The organism is Verrucomicrobium sp. BvORR034 (assembly GCF_000739635.1).
Taxonomy (GTDB): domain Bacteria; phylum Verrucomicrobiota; class Verrucomicrobiia; order Verrucomicrobiales; family Verrucomicrobiaceae; genus Verrucomicrobium.
On record NZ_BATQ01000093.1, the window covers coordinates 1 to 15,678 of the forward strand.

General features: G+C 61.0%; 11 protein-coding genes, 1 tRNA gene, 1 pseudogene and 1 riboswitch. Of the genes and pseudogenes, 5 read left to right on the forward strand and 8 right to left on the reverse strand.

From position 1 onward, the window contains the following. Nucleotides 1-134: 134 nt before the first annotated feature. The 4 genes and pseudogenes from BV034_RS36835 to thiC all read right to left on the reverse strand — a co-directional run. Nucleotides 135-796: pseudogene (locus BV034_RS36835) on the reverse strand (phosphomethylpyrimidine synthase ThiC); the annotation flags it as partial. Between the two features lie 12 nt (nucleotides 797-808). Then, nucleotides 809-1,420, reverse strand: coding sequence for a DpnII family type II restriction endonuclease (locus tag BV034_RS15845; RefSeq protein ID WP_265593056.1), 612 nt, complete (start codon nucleotides 1,418-1,420; stop codon nucleotides 809-811). Between the two features lie 226 nt (nucleotides 1,421-1,646). After that, a complete protein-coding gene (locus tag BV034_RS15850) occupies nucleotides 1,647-2,723 on the reverse strand; it encodes a DNA adenine methylase (RefSeq protein ID WP_265593057.1) in 1,077 nt (358 codons plus the stop codon). A 265-nt stretch (nucleotides 2,724-2,988) separates the two neighbouring features. Next, nucleotides 2,989-4,998, reverse strand: a complete 2,010-nt coding sequence (gene thiC / locus BV034_RS15855) for a phosphomethylpyrimidine synthase ThiC (protein ID WP_050027982.1) — start codon at nucleotides 4,996-4,998, stop codon at nucleotides 2,989-2,991. A gap of 216 nt (nucleotides 4,999-5,214) precedes the next feature. Further along, a riboswitch (TPP riboswitch) is annotated at nucleotides 5,215-5,323 on the reverse strand. 300 nt (nucleotides 5,324-5,623) lie between these two features. Here thiC and BV034_RS15860 point away from each other — a divergent pair. Then, on the forward strand, nucleotides 5,624-6,625 hold the full coding sequence (locus BV034_RS15860) for a ThuA domain-containing protein (protein WP_265593058.1): 1,002 nt from the start codon (nucleotides 5,624-5,626) through the stop codon (nucleotides 6,623-6,625). 558 nt (nucleotides 6,626-7,183) lie between these two features. Beyond that, nucleotides 7,184-7,266, forward strand: a tRNA-Leu gene (locus tag BV034_RS15865). A 152-nt stretch (nucleotides 7,267-7,418) separates the two neighbouring features. Here BV034_RS15865 and BV034_RS15870 read toward each other — a convergent pair. The 4 genes from BV034_RS15870 to floA all read right to left on the reverse strand — a co-directional run bounded on the left by BV034_RS15870 (nucleotide 7,419) and on the right by floA (nucleotide 13,058). Further along, a complete protein-coding gene (locus tag BV034_RS15870; protein WP_050027984.1) occupies nucleotides 7,419-7,910 on the reverse strand; it encodes a hypothetical protein in 492 nt (163 codons plus the stop codon). Nucleotides 7,911-8,289: 379 nt separating this feature from the next. Beyond that, a complete protein-coding gene (locus BV034_RS15875) occupies nucleotides 8,290-11,118 on the reverse strand; it encodes a PVC-type heme-binding CxxCH protein (RefSeq protein WP_050027985.1) in 2,829 nt (942 codons plus the stop codon). A 133-nt stretch (nucleotides 11,119-11,251) separates the two neighbouring features. Continuing rightward, on the reverse strand, nucleotides 11,252-11,938 hold the full coding sequence (locus BV034_RS15880) for a hypothetical protein (protein ID WP_050027986.1): 687 nt from the start codon (nucleotides 11,936-11,938) through the stop codon (nucleotides 11,252-11,254). Nucleotides 11,939-12,038: 100 nt separating this feature from the next. After that, nucleotides 12,039-13,058 carry a flotillin-like protein FloA gene (floA, locus tag BV034_RS15885; protein ID WP_050027987.1) on the reverse strand — a complete coding sequence of 340 codons (1,020 nt, stop codon included), beginning with the start codon at nucleotides 13,056-13,058 and terminating at the stop codon, nucleotides 12,039-12,041. A 225-nt stretch (nucleotides 13,059-13,283) separates the two neighbouring features. On the opposite strand from floA, the gene BV034_RS15890 reads away from it, so the two are divergent. From BV034_RS15890 to BV034_RS15900, 3 genes are all read left to right on the forward strand, one after another. Next, nucleotides 13,284-14,171, forward strand: coding sequence for a hypothetical protein (locus tag BV034_RS15890; RefSeq protein WP_265593059.1), 888 nt, complete (start codon nucleotides 13,284-13,286; stop codon nucleotides 14,169-14,171). A gap of 180 nt (nucleotides 14,172-14,351) precedes the next feature. Further along, on the forward strand, nucleotides 14,352-15,110 hold the full coding sequence (locus tag BV034_RS15895; RefSeq protein WP_050027989.1) for an ABC transporter ATP-binding protein: 759 nt from the start codon (nucleotides 14,352-14,354) through the stop codon (nucleotides 15,108-15,110). A 9-nt stretch (nucleotides 15,111-15,119) separates the two neighbouring features. Next, nucleotides 15,120-15,668 carry a gluconokinase gene (locus tag BV034_RS15900; RefSeq protein WP_265593060.1) on the forward strand — a complete coding sequence of 183 codons (549 nt, stop codon included), beginning with the start codon at nucleotides 15,120-15,122 and terminating at the stop codon, nucleotides 15,666-15,668. Nucleotides 15,669-15,678 lie beyond the last annotated feature (10 nt).

Genomic DNA, 15,678 nt, shown 5'->3' on the forward strand with positions numbered 1-15,678 from the left:
GAAGCTCCCGGTAGTTTCCTGTTTTTGGGAGGAAGCTGCCGGGATCTGGAGGCATTAGGAGAGGGGGGGTGGCGTTTGGGGATAGGAGGAATAGGTCCTATAGGACTTATAAGACCTATTCATTCAGGGGTCGACTAGGCGTTTTGATACACCTCCGACCCCGCCTCCACAAACTCCTTGCTCTTCTCCGCCATCCCGGCCTTGAGCGCTTCTTCCTCGGCCAGGCCTTGTTCGGCGGCGTACTTCCGGACGTCCTCCGTGATCTTCATGCTGCAGAAGTGCGGGCCGCACATGGAGCAGAAGTGGGCGGTTTTGGCACCTTCCTGGGGAAGGGTTTCGTCGTGGAACTCGCGGGCGGTCGTGGGGTCCAAAGAGAGGTTGAACTGGTCTTCCCAGCGGAATTCGAAACGGGCCTTGGAGAGGGCGTTGTCGCGGTACTGGGCACCGGGGTGGCCTTTGGCGAGGTCGGCGGCGTGGGCGGCGATCTTGTAGGTGATGACGCCGTCCTTGACGTCCTTCTTGTTGGGGTGGGGGGGCCGAGGTGCTCCTTGGGGGTGACGTAGCAGAGCATGGCGCAGCCGTACCAGCCGATCATGGCGGCACCGATGCCGCTGGTGATGTGATCATACCCCGGGGCGATGTCCGTGGTGAGGGGCCCGAGGGTGTAGAAGGGGGCCTCGTGGCACCCCTCAAGCTGCTTGGCCATGTTCTCCTCGATCATGTGCATGGGGACGTGGCCGGGGCCTTCGTTCATGACTTGCACGCCCTTGGCCCAAGCGCGCTTGGTCAGCTCGCCCGCGCCTAGATCTCACAGATCATTTTCAAGCCTTAGTGACTCAAGATCGTTCTTAAGCTCCTCCTCCATCGATTTGGTATAGATGCGTTGGATTCGGCCCTCATTTTGAAGCTCCACCAACTTCCGAAGGTCGTTGGGGCGCTGCTTCCAGGTGATCCCATCTGTGACCAGAAGAAGGACTGTGTCAGGCCGCTTTTCCCCGACGATCCGGGCAATGTCTCCAATTACATCGGTCTGTTTGCTGCCCGTAGCACCATAAGCCTTCACTTCAATGAGGATGAGTGGATCGACCAATGAGGGTATTGCGAAGTCCGCTTTTTCGGTGCTTTGGCCCTTGGCCCCCGTGAAGCGTCCGCGTACGGCCACCTTCTTATCCGAAAAGATGGATCGTACGATGCCTTCAACATAATCCTCCATGCCACGGCCGCGAGTCTGCCCTTTGATGGCGCTGCCACGTCCTCCTTTCAGCCGTTCGACCAAAACATCCGACCAATGAAGTGGCTGATGAACGGCCATGCTCATCATATCACTTAGCCCCATCTGATTGAGCGCTTTGAGGTAGGCCGGCGGGTCAGCAAGGTACCTCTTGATGCCAATTCCTCCAATCCCCAGGATCTCACGCAATTGATGGGTGTAATCGTCCTTCGAGAGATCCAGAAACAGTCGGATAGCTGTCGTGGCGGTGTCAAAATTGACAGCGAGCAGAGCGGCGATGTCCGCATCTTGTAGGCACTTTTGACGGGAAGGTTTTTGAGGAGAGTGATGACCTCCTCGGCATGGGCGTCGAGCCAGGAGGCTTCGATCGGAATCAAGGATGCTGAAATCTCTTCGAACGTCTGGTGATAGCGTTTCATGAACCAATGATCAGGTATTCACTGACGACATTTCGCTTGGCTGCGGCGTGAGTGCCGAAGTGATAACGGTGCGTTTTTTCAAGGACGTCGACAGACTTTTTGTAGCGTTTCATGAGGGACCGCAGCGTCTCGAGATCTGGAAATGCGTTCGAAGAGTAGGAGAGCACTTGTACCGACTCCGCAAAATGGCGAAAGAGTCGGTCGAATGCTTCAAGCGCTGTGTGTCTATAGGAGAAGGGGGTGAACGGCTTGGCGATTTTTCGTACTTTGGTGTTCATCATCACCTCTTTACCTTCCCAGTAGCAAGCCAATCCCTCGAGAAAATGATACCTCTTGATGTAGCAGTTGTCGTCAGCAAGAGGGACATAGGGAGGGTCCATGTACACCAAGTCGCTTCCGGGCTGTACCTCAAATACATCCTTGCAGGTGGCCGAGTTTCGAAGGCCGTTGCTGAAAACTGCACCGTTGTAAATTGCAACCTGCTCGACGAAATGCTCAAGAATATTCAGTTGGAGATCCCTTCTGCCGTCTTGGTACCGAGTCGGATCGCTAACAGTGAAAAGGCCGCGAGGTTGCCGTTTGATGGCGGAACGTAACAGAGCGGCCATCGCCACTGCGCGCTTGAATGGGGATTCTAGCTGGCGGATGCCGGACCAAAGATCATCAAGTGAGGAAAGTTCCCCCGGGGTATAGAAGATGCCCTCGTAGGTGCTACGAATGAAGCGCTCCGACTGTGAACGCGCCTTTGAAGCCAGGACAAACTGGAGGTCGTCTGCGTTGAGGCGGGTGGCATTGTTGGCTACCGTCGCGGAAGTTAATACTGAGGGAAAGGCGAGAGTATCATTTGCCAGGACCTGCTTGCCCATTGCCTTGAGCAAGTATGAGACCACACCAGACCCTGAAAAAGCGTCGGTTGCCGTCTCAAAACCTATACCTGCCAGCGTCTCATGAATCCACGGGAGCAAGCGGAATTTGCTCCCCATGTAGCGGAATCGCGGGAACCTTGCAAGCTCATGAGGCAGCCCAGTTATCCCAGGGATGAAGGACAACTGTTGCTCTGTCTGGGGTTTCATGAGTTTAGATTACCGAGAAGTGTTCAAATGAACAATTGAAATTTTACTGCCTCCAAATGCCAAGCACAAAATGTCCCACCGGAGTAGGCCAGAGTGAGACGTTGTGGAATGGGTCGATGGCTCGATGTTAGCAAGAACACCTACAGCACAATCAATTCTACCCAAAATCTCCCAAGGCGGTGCTTGGAGAATGGATGAATCGCGCAATATCTGTCCAGCAAAATGGGTGAGGAGAGGATGACATGAATATTGCCAGACCTGAGAACTACGCCTGCTGATACACCTCGGCACCCGCATCGACAAACTCCTTGCTCTTCTCCGCCATCCCGGCCTGGAGGGCTTCTTCTTCGGAGATGGCTTGTTCGGCGGCGTATTTGCGCACGTCCTCGGTGATCTTCATGCTGCAGAAGTGGGGTCCGCACATGGAGCAGAAGTGGGCGGTTTTGGCGCCTTCCTGAGGGAGGGTTTCGTCGTGGAACTCGCGGGCGGTGGTGGGGTCGAGGGACAGGTTGAACTGGTCTTCCCAGCGGAACTCGAAGCGGGCCTTGCTGAGGGCGTTGTCGCGGTACTGGGCACCGGGGTGGCCTTTGGCGAGGTCGGCGGCGTGGGCGGCGATTTTGTAGGTGATGACGCCATCCTTGACGTCCTTCTTATTGGGGAGGCCGAGGTGCTCCTTGGGGGTGACGTAGCAGAGCATGGCGCAGCCGTACCAGCCGATCATGGCGGCACCGATGCCGCTGGTGATGTGGTCGTAGCCAGGGGCGATATCAGTGGTGAGGGGCCCGAGGGTGTAGAAGGGGGCCTCGTGGCACCATTCGAGCTGCTTGGCCATGTTCTCCTCGATCATGTGCATGGGGACGTGGCCGGGGCCTTCGTTCATGACCTGGACGCCCTTGGCCCAGGCGCGCTTGGTGAGCTCGCCCTGGACTTCGAGTTCGCCGAACTGGGCTTTGTCGTTGGCGTCGGCAATAGAGCCGGGGCGGAGGCCGTCGCCGATGCTGAAGCTGACGTCATAGGCGGCCATGATGTCGCAGATGTCATCCCAGTGGGTGTAGAGGAAATTTTCCTTGTGATGGGCGAGGCACCACTTGGCCATGATGGAGCCGCCGCGGCTGACGATGCCGGTCATGCGGCTGGCGGTCATGGGCACGAACCGCAGGAGGACGCCGGCATGGATGGTGAAGTAGTCCACGCCCTGCTCGGCCTGCTCGATGAGGGTATCCCGGAAGAGCTCCCAGGTGAGGTCCTCGGCCTTGCCGTTGACCTTCTCCAGCGCCTGGTAGATGGGCACGGTGCCGATCGGCACGGGGCTGTTGCGCAGGATCCACTCGCGCGTGGCGTGGATGTTCTTGCCGGTGGAGAGGTCCATGACCGTGTCGGCACCCCACTTGGTGGCCCAGCGCATCTTTTCCACCTCCTCCTCAATGCTGGAGGCCACGGCGGAGTTGCCGATGTTGGCGTTGATCTTCACCAGGAAGTTGCGCCCGATGATCATGGGCTCGAGTTCCGGGTGATTGATGTTGGCCGGGATGATGGCGCGGCCGGAGGCGACTTCCTCGCGAACGAACTCGGGGGTGATTTCCGCGGGGATGCGCTGGGGGAAGCGTCCGAAGATCGACGGCGTATACGGGTTGACGGTGCCGAGCTGGGTGGAGCCCGCATGCTGCTTGTGGAGGTCGTTGCGCAGGATGTCGTCCTTTTGGTCTGCGATGCGCAGGCTGGAAGCCTGCTGACCACACTGGCTGGAAGCCAGTGCCACTTTCATGTTCTCACGGATGGCGATGTACTCCATCTCGGGTGTGATGATGCCCTGCCTGGCATACCAGAGCTGGGTGACGGGGTGCCCGGCGCTGGCGCGGAGGGGCTTGCGGCGCTCGCCATGGAGGCCGGGGAACTCGATCAAGCGGTTGCGCTCCGCCTTGCTGGCGTACTCGGCGTGCTTGCCGGAGAGGTAGCCGTTGTCCTGGGGCTTCACCTCGCGGCCGTCGTACTCCTCGACGTCCTGGCGGTCCGCAATCCACTTCGCCCGCAGGGCGGGCAGACCTTCCTCCGGGGTGCCAGTGAAGGCGGGGTCGCCCCAAGGGCCGGAGCAGTCATACACTCGCACGGAGGCGTTCTCCTCAATCTTCCCGCTGAAGGTCTTCGTGGGCGACACCGCGATCTCGCGCATGGGCACGCGAACATCCGGGTGCAACTGGCCTTCGACGTAAACGCGGGTGCTGTTGGGCAGTTGTTCGCTGCTGTGGGGCTCGAAGGAATCTTTGGTGGCGATCATTTTGGGAAGTGGTGGATGGGCAGGGGCTGGTAGAAGACGGGAGGCTGCGGCGAAGCGGGTGGGAGAGGGAAAAGTGGGCGCTGCGCGAAGTGAAAAGTGATTAGTAAAAAGTGGAAAGTCGAGTTTGGCGCTTCGCGCTGGTGTGGGGAAATGAAAACGCCATGCGGCTGGGCAGCGGCATGGCGGAGGGTGGGCGGAGAAAATTGGCGAGGTAGAACCGGATCGAGCTTTGCTCCCTGCGGCGACATTACTCGCATCAGGTTCAAAGGGTTCCTTTGTTGCCAAAAGTCTCAGCCGACCGTGGTCAGCGCCCCTGCGTTTGGATGCTAAGGGAGCTTTGGTGGAGAGGCAAGGGGAAAGGCGGGGAGGGGCGTTCCAGTAGGCAGTTGGCAGTGGTCAGTGGGCAGAAAATGACAGTTCGTGGTTGGGGGGAGTTAGGTCTGGTGTCTGGAGTCTGGCAGTCTGACGTCTCCCGTCGGAGCCGGGCTACTTTTTACTGTTTTCGAGGAAGCCTGAAAGGCTCCTGCCTTCCCATCGCGTTGTTTACGAATGAAATGAATGCGGCTGGGCCACGCTGGCTTTGCATTCCGGGTCAACTGCTTGCATCTTCCCTTCCTCAAAAATCATGCGTTCTCGTTCCCATACCCTTTTCTCTGCTGGATCTCGTCCGACTCTTTCCCGACGTCTGTTTTTGCCTTTTGCCGGTGCGGCTGCGATGGCGGCGCTGGGCCTGGGGGTGGCGGTGCCGACGGTGTCGGCCAAGGACAAGACGAAGATCGTGATCCTGGCGGGGGAGAAGAGCCATCCGAGCGGTCAGCACGAGTTCGCGGCCGGGGCGAAGCTCCTGGCGAAGGCGCTCAATGAGCAGAGCGGGCTGGATGTCGAGGCGGTGGTGGTGACGAACGGCTGGCCGAAGGACGAGTCGGTTTTCAACGGGGCCAAAGCGGTGGTCTGCTACGCGGACGGCGGTGGCAAGCACCCCTTTGTGACGCATCTTCCGGCGGTGGAGGCCTTGTCCCAGAAGGGTGTGGGCATCATGTGCATGCACTATGCGGTGGAAGTGGTGCCGGGTCAGGCGGGCGAGCCGTTCAAAAAGTGGATCGGCGGATTTTATGAAGGCCAGTACTCGGTGAACCCACACTGGGACGCTGATACGGAGGCGAACAAGGAGCACCCGGTGAGCCGTGGGGTGAAGCCGGTGAAGGTGCACGACGAGTGGTACTTCCGCATGCGGTTCGCTGAGCCTTCGACGGCAACGTCGTTGCTGACCGCGACGCCGACGCGCGAGCGGATCAAGCGGTACATTCACTGGAATCCCGGTGCTGACGGCGAGCTGGGCAAACCGCAGACGCTCATGTGGGGCGTGCAGCGTCCCGATGGCGGTCGCGGCGTGGGCTTCACGGGCGGTCACTGGCACCGCAACTGGGCGCTGGAAGACTTCCGCAAGCTGGTGCTGAACGGGATCGTCTGGACGGCTGGCCTGGAAGTGCCCGAGGGCGGGGTGAAATCGAATGCCGTGACCGAGGCCCAGTTGAACGAGAATCTGGATGCCAAGGAGCCGATGGTGCATGTGAAGCTGCCAGCGGCGGAGGATTTTAATCTGCCGATGGCGGAGCCCAAGAAATAGGGAAAAGGGAAGAGGGGTAAGGGATAAGGGGTAAGGGATAAGGGGAGTTTGCCGCCGTTGGCGGGTTGAGGATTGGAGGGATGGAGTAGGGGAGTGTTGGGATTGTTTTTTGGCGGGCTGCGGTCGATTTGATCGTGGCCCGCTTTTTTTGTGGGATGGTGGAGTAGGAGTCGATGGGGAGCGCAGTCGGCTCGACTGCTACGAGGGCGGCCCGCCCGAAGGTGGGATCAGGGAGTGGGCCAGTGATCTGGAGAGGTGGCGGCAGGTTGACCACTTCGGTTGCCGGGCTTCGGGGGTGGGATGATGTGGTGGGCTGGCGGGGAGTCTGGGGTGGCGATGACCCAGGCGGGACGCCTGGGGAACGCACAGCCAGGATGGCTGTGTCACTTTATCAGGGAGGATGATGGCATGCCTGGAGAACGCACGGCCAAGATGGCTGTGGTACTCACTTTTCCGTGCTGTTCTTGTTGCACAAAACGTCAGGGAGGCTTTAATGACTTCCCTGTTCCGAACTGCATTGCAGCACGGGCAGTGTTCTTCCAGGAAAAGAGATCAAAGGCCGGCGTGGCGAAATTGGTAGACGCGCTAGACTCAAAATCTTGTTCCCAAAAGGAGTGTCGGTTCGAGTCCGACCGCCGGTACTTTCCCGAATCCTTTTCCTGTCTGATTTGAGATGAAGCGACGATGGAGTCGCGTTTGGGGGGTAGGCGATGTCCTGGGGCGAGAGGTGCTTGATGCCGATTGCCAATTGGCGGCACAGCAGACTGCCAGTCTGCGCTACGGTGGGGAGCGGCTACTTCGTGGCGGGTTTGGAGGTGCCGATTTTGGCGACGTTGATGAACTCCTGGTCTTCTTTGGTGAGACGGGTGAGGGGGAGTTCGTAGGGCTGGTTGTTGACGAGGAGACGCACCTTTCCATCGCGGATGACGGTGGGAGGTGAGGGCAGGGCGACGGGGGCGGGAGTGGGGGACTCGGGGATGCCTTTGACGGTCTCGACGACATGTTCCTCGAACGCGATCAACTTACCGACCAGAGCTTTGCCATCGGCGCTGGTCCACTGGCGGGAGTGAGAAAGGGAATAATACGTGACCGTGCGGATCACGGTGGGTGGGGGCGGAACCGGGGTGACGTTGACGTCCGCGGTATTGGCACCTCCGCCCGAACCCCGAATTTTAAAATTGTTGGGCGTGGTGGGAACGACCTGGGCGTGGGCGGTGGTGACCGTGAAGGCCGTCGTGAGGACGGCGAATAGGAGAAGGGTGGCGCGGCACGTCTTCGTCTTCATGGGGAAAGCGTAGCGGAAATTGCCGCGGGTGGGAATTTGGAATTTGGCATTTTGATTGGGTGGCGAGTGGGAGTGTGGATTGGCTGTATCCACACCTGACCTAATGTGAGTCGATGTTGCCAGAGGAGTGGCGGCACGCCCACCCTGGAGGTGCACATCGCTGGCATCCCTTCAGGATGCGACAAATGTCGACGAACCGGAGGTATCAGTCGCTACGCTCCTTCAACCGTCCGGCGTCTAATGGCTGTGATGCCTCCGGCATCTGACCGAGTGGCCAATGCCCGACGCGTCAAAGGCTTGCAAAAAGGCCTCTCCGGGGTGGAGAGGCCTTTGTGGAATGAGCTCAGGTCTGATCCTTGGCGCCTGGCAGTCTGGTGTCTTATTTGATCTCGTCAGACTTCAGGTAGGCGACGATGTCGGCGAGGGCCTGGGCGTTGAGACCCATCATATCGGCAGTGAACATGAGGGAGTGTTTCATGCCGGTATTGGACTTGATGAGGCGCTTGGGCACGGCCTGGATGACGCCGCCCATGGACTTGATTTGCACGGGGTCGTCGTTGCTGAGAACCATGCCGTCGATGGTGACGCCGTCCTTGGTGACAATGCGCTTGCCTTCATAACCGTGGGCGATGTCGCCGGAGGGATTGATGATGGCGTTGAGTAGCACTTCGCGGGTCTGGGTCTTGCCGAAGACGGTGAGGTCAGGGCCGAAGTCCACGCCGGGTTCGCCGATCTTGTGGCAGGTGTAGCAGGTGGCCACGGCGGTCTTGCCGCGGGTGGCATCGCCTGACAGCTTGAGGATCTCTTCCACCGGCGGCAGGGCCGAGGGGGTGGTGGGTAGCTCGGGCGAGACGAAGGGTGTGAGGGCCACGTTGGCATCGGCATCATAAATGCCGCGCTCCTTCAGGGCATCAGTGAGGCCGTAGTCCTTCCAGAGACTGGCTCGGCGGTTGAAGAGCCACCAGAGGGTGTCGCCTTTGAGCGTGGTGTCCGGGGCCTCGGCCACCTCGACCATCGCCAGGGCGGCGAAGGGAGACTTGATGAAGGCGAGGGAATCGAGGGCGAGCTTGCGCTGCTCGCGGCTGAGTTTGGTGGAGAGAATGCGGGTCTTGAGCACAGGGACGGCCTCCGGGGCATTGAGACGCCAGGTCAGCCAGGCAAAGGCATCGCCCCAGGCTTCGGGCTGCGCCTTGCCATCGGGCAGGGCGTCTTTGATCGCGGCATAGAGGGCGCGGGTGTTGCCTTCGGCCGCGAGACCGAGGGCCTCAAGGTAGCTGCGGTCCTTGCCATCGAAACGCTTGGCCACTTCCACGAGGATCGGTCCGCTCTGGGCGAACGGCACATCCCGCAGACTGAGGGCCACCTCGCGACGCACGGCGGCGGAGCTGTCGGACGCCATCTTCTGGGCCATGGCGACCACGTTGTGATTGGCGCGGCGCAGGGCGCGGTAAGCGATGACGCGGGTTTGTTCCTCCCCAGCACCCAGCAGAGGCTCCACCTTGGCGATGCCGGCAGGGCCCATCTGAGCGAGCAGCCAGATGGCGCGGGCGGCGATGAAATGATTCTGGTCCTGCAGCAGTGCCGCCACGGCGGGTACGGCTTTTTCACCCTGGGTCTTCAGACGGGTGAAGCCTGCGTAGCGCACGTTGGGAGCGGGGCTCTTAAGCGCAGCAACCTGGCCTTCGGTCGTGCTCAGATCAAACTGCGGCACGACGGACTTGAAACCCTTGGGCGCGATCCGGTAGATCGTACCAGAGGTGGTGTTGTCGAGATCGGAATGACCGCCAACGCGGGCGTCGAACCAGTCAGCCACATAGAGGGCGCCATCGGGACCCACCGTCACGTCGCTGGGGCGGAAGAGAGTCTTGAGCTCTGACGTCACGCTATTGGTGCCGCCGAGGAAGTCGGATCCGGCGAACTTGCCCTCCTTGTTGGAGGTGAGAAAGTCGAAGCGCTCCAGCTTGAAGCCGGCACCGTCGGGTTTAGGGAGATAACCGAAGATCACGTTGCGGCCGGCCTCGCAGGCCAGCAGCAGGCCCTGCCACTTGTCGCCCAAGGCTCCGTTCTCATAGAACGCCACGCCGGTGGGCGAGCCGCCGCCATACACATCGCCCACGGGCATGGTGCCGGGGTCATCCTGACGCCACTCGGCGGTGGGAATCTTCTGCCCTGGACGGCGGTCTGCGGCCCATGCGCGCTGGCCATCGGCGGAGGCAAAGCCTGCATTGCCGAACTCCAGCACCGGGGTGACGCGGCAGGCCGGCGGATCGTCGTTGTCGCTCTGGTAGATATCGCCAAAGGAGTTCACCGCCTGCTCATAGCTGTTGCGGAAGTTGTGGGCGATGACGTTGACGTTTGAGCCGTCCGGATTCATGCGGGCGAGGAAACCACCGATCCACACGCGGCCGTCATCGCTCTTCTGCCCCGCGATGGTGCTGGGGTCCACGACCTGCTTGCCATTCTGGTGCACATACGGGCTGCCCAGGCGGAAGGTCTTGCCGGACTTGTCTGTAAAGAGGGCGCCGGTGTTGCCCTGGTTGAAATACCACTGGCCATCTGGACCGGCAGTGACGGAGTGCAGGCTGTGATCGTGGCTGCGACCGTTGAATCCGGTGAGCAGCACATCGCGCTTGTCCACGGCAGGGTCGAACTTGCCATCGCGATTCACGTCCGTGTACACCAGCAGATCCGGCGGCTGGGAGACGATGACCTGGTTGTCCAGCACGGCCACGCCGAGCGGTGCGAGGAAACCGGCTTCCTGAATGAAGGTCTCCGATTTGTCCGCTTTGCCGTCACCATCGGTGTCCTGTAGGATCGCGATGCGGTCGCCTTCCTTTTTGCGGCCGCTATGGCTGCGGTAGTTGACGCCTTCTGCGACCCAGAGACGGCCGTCTTTGTCGAAGTCGATGTTCGTGGGGTTGTTCAGCAGCGGGGTCGTGGCCCAGACTGTGACTTCCAGCCCCTCAGGCACGGTGAAGAGGTCCGTCGGAACGATGGTCGGCGCTGGAGGTGCCGGGGGTGGCGTGGGAGCGGGTGCAATCGCGGGAGCCGGGCTGGCCGCGGCTGCTGCCGGGGCTGCTGCCGGGGCTGCTGCCGGGGCTGGCGCGGGGGCCGGAGTCTGCCCGGGGAGGGCGACGCTCAGCGAGGACGAAAGCAGGGAGGTGGCGAGGGTGGCTCCAACGGCCGGGCGGAAGAATCTTGGAAGCATGGCGGAAAGACGATGCTTCTAACGCCAATCCATTCTATGCACAATCGGACATTTGTTCATGAAGTATCTGAGCCCACCCTGCAAGAATGGGGCTCAGAAGTGCGGGGGGGTGTCCTGAATCGGCCTGTCGAGGCTAATCCTGCCCTTCCAGGGCTTTGCACGGGCCCAGCACTTCCCGCAGGATGAAAGCCTGCTTGTAGCCATGGGTGGTCTTGAGCATGTCGGTGAGCGGATGGGGGCGTCTCGGCGCAACCACCGTGGCGAGAATGGGGCGGTCTGGCGAGTCGGAGGATTGCTGGGCGGCAGCAGCCCGGGTCATGCGAGCTGGATGGCTGGCCGGGACAGGATGCGAGGCGGCTCGGGCCGCGCCGGGCAGTACAGGTGGGCGGACGGGTGCGGCCGGAACAGAGGGGGCTGCCGCAGGGCGGGGCGAGCTCACGTCATCGATGCTGCGGCGCAGCGTGTCCATGAGATCGGCCAGGGAGCCGGGCGTGGTGGAGGCAGGTGCCGGACGTGCGGAGGGAGTGGGAGGTGGAGTCGAGCGCGGCAACTGCGGAGGTGCCGGGATACGGGTGGGGGGAGCTTGCGGGGCGCGGCTGTCATCCACCGGACGCGTCTGCTCCGCCCAAGCCCGGCGACGGGCCTCCTGCTCCTCGGTGGACACTGGGAGCTGCCTATCCCGTTCGGCAGCCTCTTTGTTTTTCTTGAGCAGGCTAAACAGCCACTGCAGGAACCCCACCACCAGGAAGACGATGACGAACACAATCTCCTGCAGATCCGCCGCAGCCAGGAGAGGGGAATTGGGGAGCAGAAGGTTCATGAAACGGACAGCGACAGGGGTGGGGGCTAATTAAAAGCAGAGAGCGGGGACCTCCCCGCAGAGCCAGTGAGGGCTCTGCGAGCGGCGGGGCGATTGACGGTTACTTCTTCTCGCTCGTGGCCGGGGTCTCACCGGCGATGCTCTGGCGCATTTCCGTATCGGCGAGGACGTTGCGATACTTCGCGTAGTCCATGATGCCGAGGTTGCCCTTGCGGAAGGCTTCCGCGATGGCCATGGGGACCTGGGATTCGGCCTCGACCACCTTGGCTCGCATTTCCTGGGTGCGGGCTGCCATTTCCTGCTCGACAGCAACGGCAGCGGCGCGGCGGACTTCCGCGTTGGCCTGGGCGATCTTCTTGTCCGTCTCGGCCTGGGCGGCCTGGAGCTGGGCACCGATGTTCTCACCCACATCCACGTCGGCGATATCGATGGAAATGATCTCAAACGCCGTGCCGACGTCCACGCCCTTCTGAAGCACCACCTTGGAGATGCTGTCCGGGTTCTCGAGCACGTCCTTATAGCTGGCGGAGGAGCCGATACAGGTGACGATGCCCTCACCCACACGGGCGATGACGGTCTCTTCCGTGGCGCCACCGATGAAACGGTCGAGGTTCGTGCGCACGGTCACGCGGGCACGAACGCGGAGGGAAATACCATCGCGGGCCACCGCGTCGATCTTGCCGCCCTTGCCCATGTCGGCGCCGGGGCAGTCGATGACCTTCGGGTTAATGCTGGTACGGACCGCTTCGATGACAGTCTTGCTGGTGCCTTTGACGGCGAGGTCGATAGCGCAGGCGCGGTTGAAATCGAGCTCGATGCCGGCCTTGGCGGCGGCGATGAGGGACAGCACGACCTGGGTGACATTGCCACCGGCCAGGTAGTGAGCTTCAAGTTCATCCGTGCCGACACGGAGACCCGCTTTGACGGCGGTGATGCGGCTGTCCACGATCAGGGCATTGGGCACACCACGAAACCACATGGCCAGCAGGGTGGGGATGCCGACGGGGGCATTGGAAACGAGGGCGCGCAGCCACAGATTGAAAAACTTCAGCAGAATGAGCAGGAAGACGAAACCGACGATGACCGCGATGCCGATGCCAATGTAGGGGAGCATATCCATGATGCGTGAGGTGTAGGGTGCTGTGGGGGTTCGTTCAACAAAAGTGTCCGTGAAACCACGCCAGGGACGCAAGCCTTTTAAGCCGGGTGGTGTGCGGAATCAACCCCTGCATCACCCGACAACTTTGCGCGGCATTTGTTTGATCTCTTTTTCACGACGGGATGGCTTTCTGATATGATTGCTATTGAGTCCGGCGAGGAATGTGCCTTACCATTTTGGGAAAACATGATGCGAATCATTACCCTCTCTGTTCTGGTCTTCTGGGTGGCCATGACGGGGCTGCTGGTGCGGACGGTTTATTTCCCAGACCACTCCCGCTTTGTCGAGGTGCCGCCCAGGCTGGTGCTCAAAGGCTTTCTGGAAGGCGGGGCCACGATCAACACGCTCCACGTGTACAAGAAGGATCAGAAGCTGGGCCACGCCTCTGTAAGCACGAGGCGGGTATGGGCAGGTGGGGTGAATCAATACCGGGTGTATTTCTCCGGCGTGCTGGACAAGGGCGCGATCGAGATGGTGGACGCGCCCATGAACTGGAGGCTGGAACTCCTGCTGGAGGATCTGGACACCTGGGCCGGGGCCAAGGGGCAGATCCGTCTGGGGGAGACAAACACCGTGTTGGATTTCGAATGGGTCAAAAGCGAGCGGATGCCGCGCTTTACCCTGAAGCAAAAGGGGCAGGTGGTGGCGGATGACAACAGCATTCAGCCCATGCTGGGGGCCTTCATGGGACCGCAGGCAGCGGGGGCGGACCCAGTACTGCCTGAAGGGCTGGGACTGGCCCCGGGTGCGGATGTGGCCACGCTGTTCCAAGTAAAGACGCTGCAGGGGGTGATGATGCTGGCAGGGCAGGAGCGGCAGGCCTTCCTGATGGAGCTCTCTGCCATGGAGCACTGGAAGGCGAAGGCCTTCTTCACGGAGGCTGGGGAGCTGGCGCTGGTGGACCTGCCGGAAGGCTGGAGGCTGGTGGAGCCGGTGATTTACGGTCTGGTGCCAGAATATCCGGAGGATGAGGACATCCCCGTGCCGCCCATGGAGCAGCCCGCGACCGTGCCGGGCGCTCCGCCACAGGATGGGTTGGCCGTGCCAGACACAGCGGGAGGCGGCAAGACCTGAAGACCAGGTTTTGCAGAAGGTCGAATGCAGTTGGGGGAGGATGGAGGGAGACGCTTGCAGCGTGGGTGGGACCGCGATAGAAAAGAGCGAGTCCAGCGGGCGACGTGGATCCAACGGCATCAAACATTCATCACACCAGGGACAACACACGGGCGGGCATAGCAGGGGAGACAACGGCACATGATTGAAATCAAAGACCTCACGATGGACTACGGGAACTTCCGTGCTCTGGACGGACTCACGCTGACCATCCCGCAGGGGGAGTTTTTCGCCTTCCTGGGGCCAAACGGAGCGGGGAAGACCACCGCCATCAAACTGCTGACGGGGCTGATGAAGCCGGTCAAAGGGACGGTGCATCTGGGCGGGTTTGACATGCAGGAGCAGCCGCTCCTGGCGAAGGCGCTGCTCGGCTATGTGCCGGATGTGGCCGTCTTCTATGAGAAACTCACCCCGCTGGAGTTCATGCGGTTCATTGCCGACATCTTTGAGATGGACGAGGTGAAAGCGGAGAAGACCGGGGCGGAGTTGTTTCAAAAGTTTTCGCTCGGTGCCTACGCGCACCAGCGCATCGAGAACTTGAGCCACGGTACACGGCAACGGCTGGCCATCGCGGCAGCATTGCTTCATGAACCCAAGGTCTTCATCATTGACGAGCCGATGGTGGGGCTGGATCCCATCCATGCCCGGACGGTGAAGCGGGAGCTCAAGGAGCGCAGTCGTGCTGGCATGACGGTGCTGATGAGCACACACCTGCTGAATATCGCGGAGGAACTCGCAGACCGCATTGGCATCCTGCACAAGGGGCGTCTCATCGCCCTGGGCACCATGGATGAGATCCACCAGGTGCGCTCCACCACGGGCAAGCGACTGGAAGAAGTCTTCCTGGAGATGGTGTCCGATGAGACGGAACAAAACGGGAACGCAGCAGCAGAAATCTAAGCAGACAGAATGAGCAGACCAGGAACTTTCATCATCATGGGCGTGTCGGGCTCCGGCAAGAGCCTCATCGGCGGCAAGCTGGCAGAGGCGCTGGGGGCAGACTTTGAAGACGGGGATGACTTCCACCCCGCGGCGAACAAGGCGAAGATGTCTGCCAAGATCCCGCTGACAGATGAGGACCGGTGGCCCTGGCTGCAGGCGATGCGTGATCGGATCGAGGAAAAACAAGCGGCGGGGCGCAGCTATGTGCTGGCCTGCTCTGCCTTGAAGGCGGTGTACCGGGACCTGCTGTCAGGGGGCGATCCGCGATCGGTGGTGGAGTTCGTCTTTTTGAAGGGATCGCCTGAACTCATCGCTGACCGCATGGCAGCGCGGAAGGGGCACTTTTTCCAGGGTGTTTCGACGACCGTCCAGGCGGCAGGTGGCACTGCGGCACCGACGCTGCTGGACAGCCAGTTCGCCACGCTGGAGGAACCGACGGCAGACGAGGCCATGATTGTGAACGTGGACCAGACACCCGATGAAATCGTGGGCGACATCCTGCGCAATCTGGGCTAGTGACGGTGCA

Bases quoted from the DNA above. Each gene is read 5' to 3' on its own strand.
- BV034_RS15850 (WP_265593057.1), bottom strand. From the start codon at position 2,723: ATGAAACCCCAGACAGAGCAACAGTTGTCCTTCATCCCTGGGATAACT.
- thiC (WP_050027982.1), bottom strand. From the start codon at position 4,998: ATGATCGCCACCAAAGATTCCTTCGAGCCCCACAGCAGCGAACAACTG.
- BV034_RS15860 (WP_265593058.1), top strand. From the start codon at position 5,624: ATGCGTTCTCGTTCCCATACCCTTTTCTCTGCTGGATCTCGTCCGACT.
- BV034_RS15870 (WP_050027984.1), bottom strand. From the start codon at position 7,910: ATGAAGACGAAGACGTGCCGCGCCACCCTTCTCCTATTCGCCGTCCTC.
- BV034_RS15875 (WP_050027985.1), bottom strand. From the start codon at position 11,118: ATGCTTCCAAGATTCTTCCGCCCGGCCGTTGGAGCCACCCTCGCCACC.
- BV034_RS15880 (WP_050027986.1), bottom strand. From the start codon at position 11,938: ATGAACCTTCTGCTCCCCAATTCCCCTCTCCTGGCTGCGGCGGATCTG.
- floA (WP_050027987.1), bottom strand. From the start codon at position 13,058: ATGGATATGCTCCCCTACATTGGCATCGGCATCGCGGTCATCGTCGGT.
- BV034_RS15890 (WP_265593059.1), top strand. From the start codon at position 13,284: ATGATGCGAATCATTACCCTCTCTGTTCTGGTCTTCTGGGTGGCCATG.
- BV034_RS15895 (WP_050027989.1), top strand. From the start codon at position 14,352: ATGATTGAAATCAAAGACCTCACGATGGACTACGGGAACTTCCGTGCT.
- BV034_RS15900 (WP_265593060.1), top strand. From the start codon at position 15,120: ATGAGCAGACCAGGAACTTTCATCATCATGGGCGTGTCGGGCTCCGGC.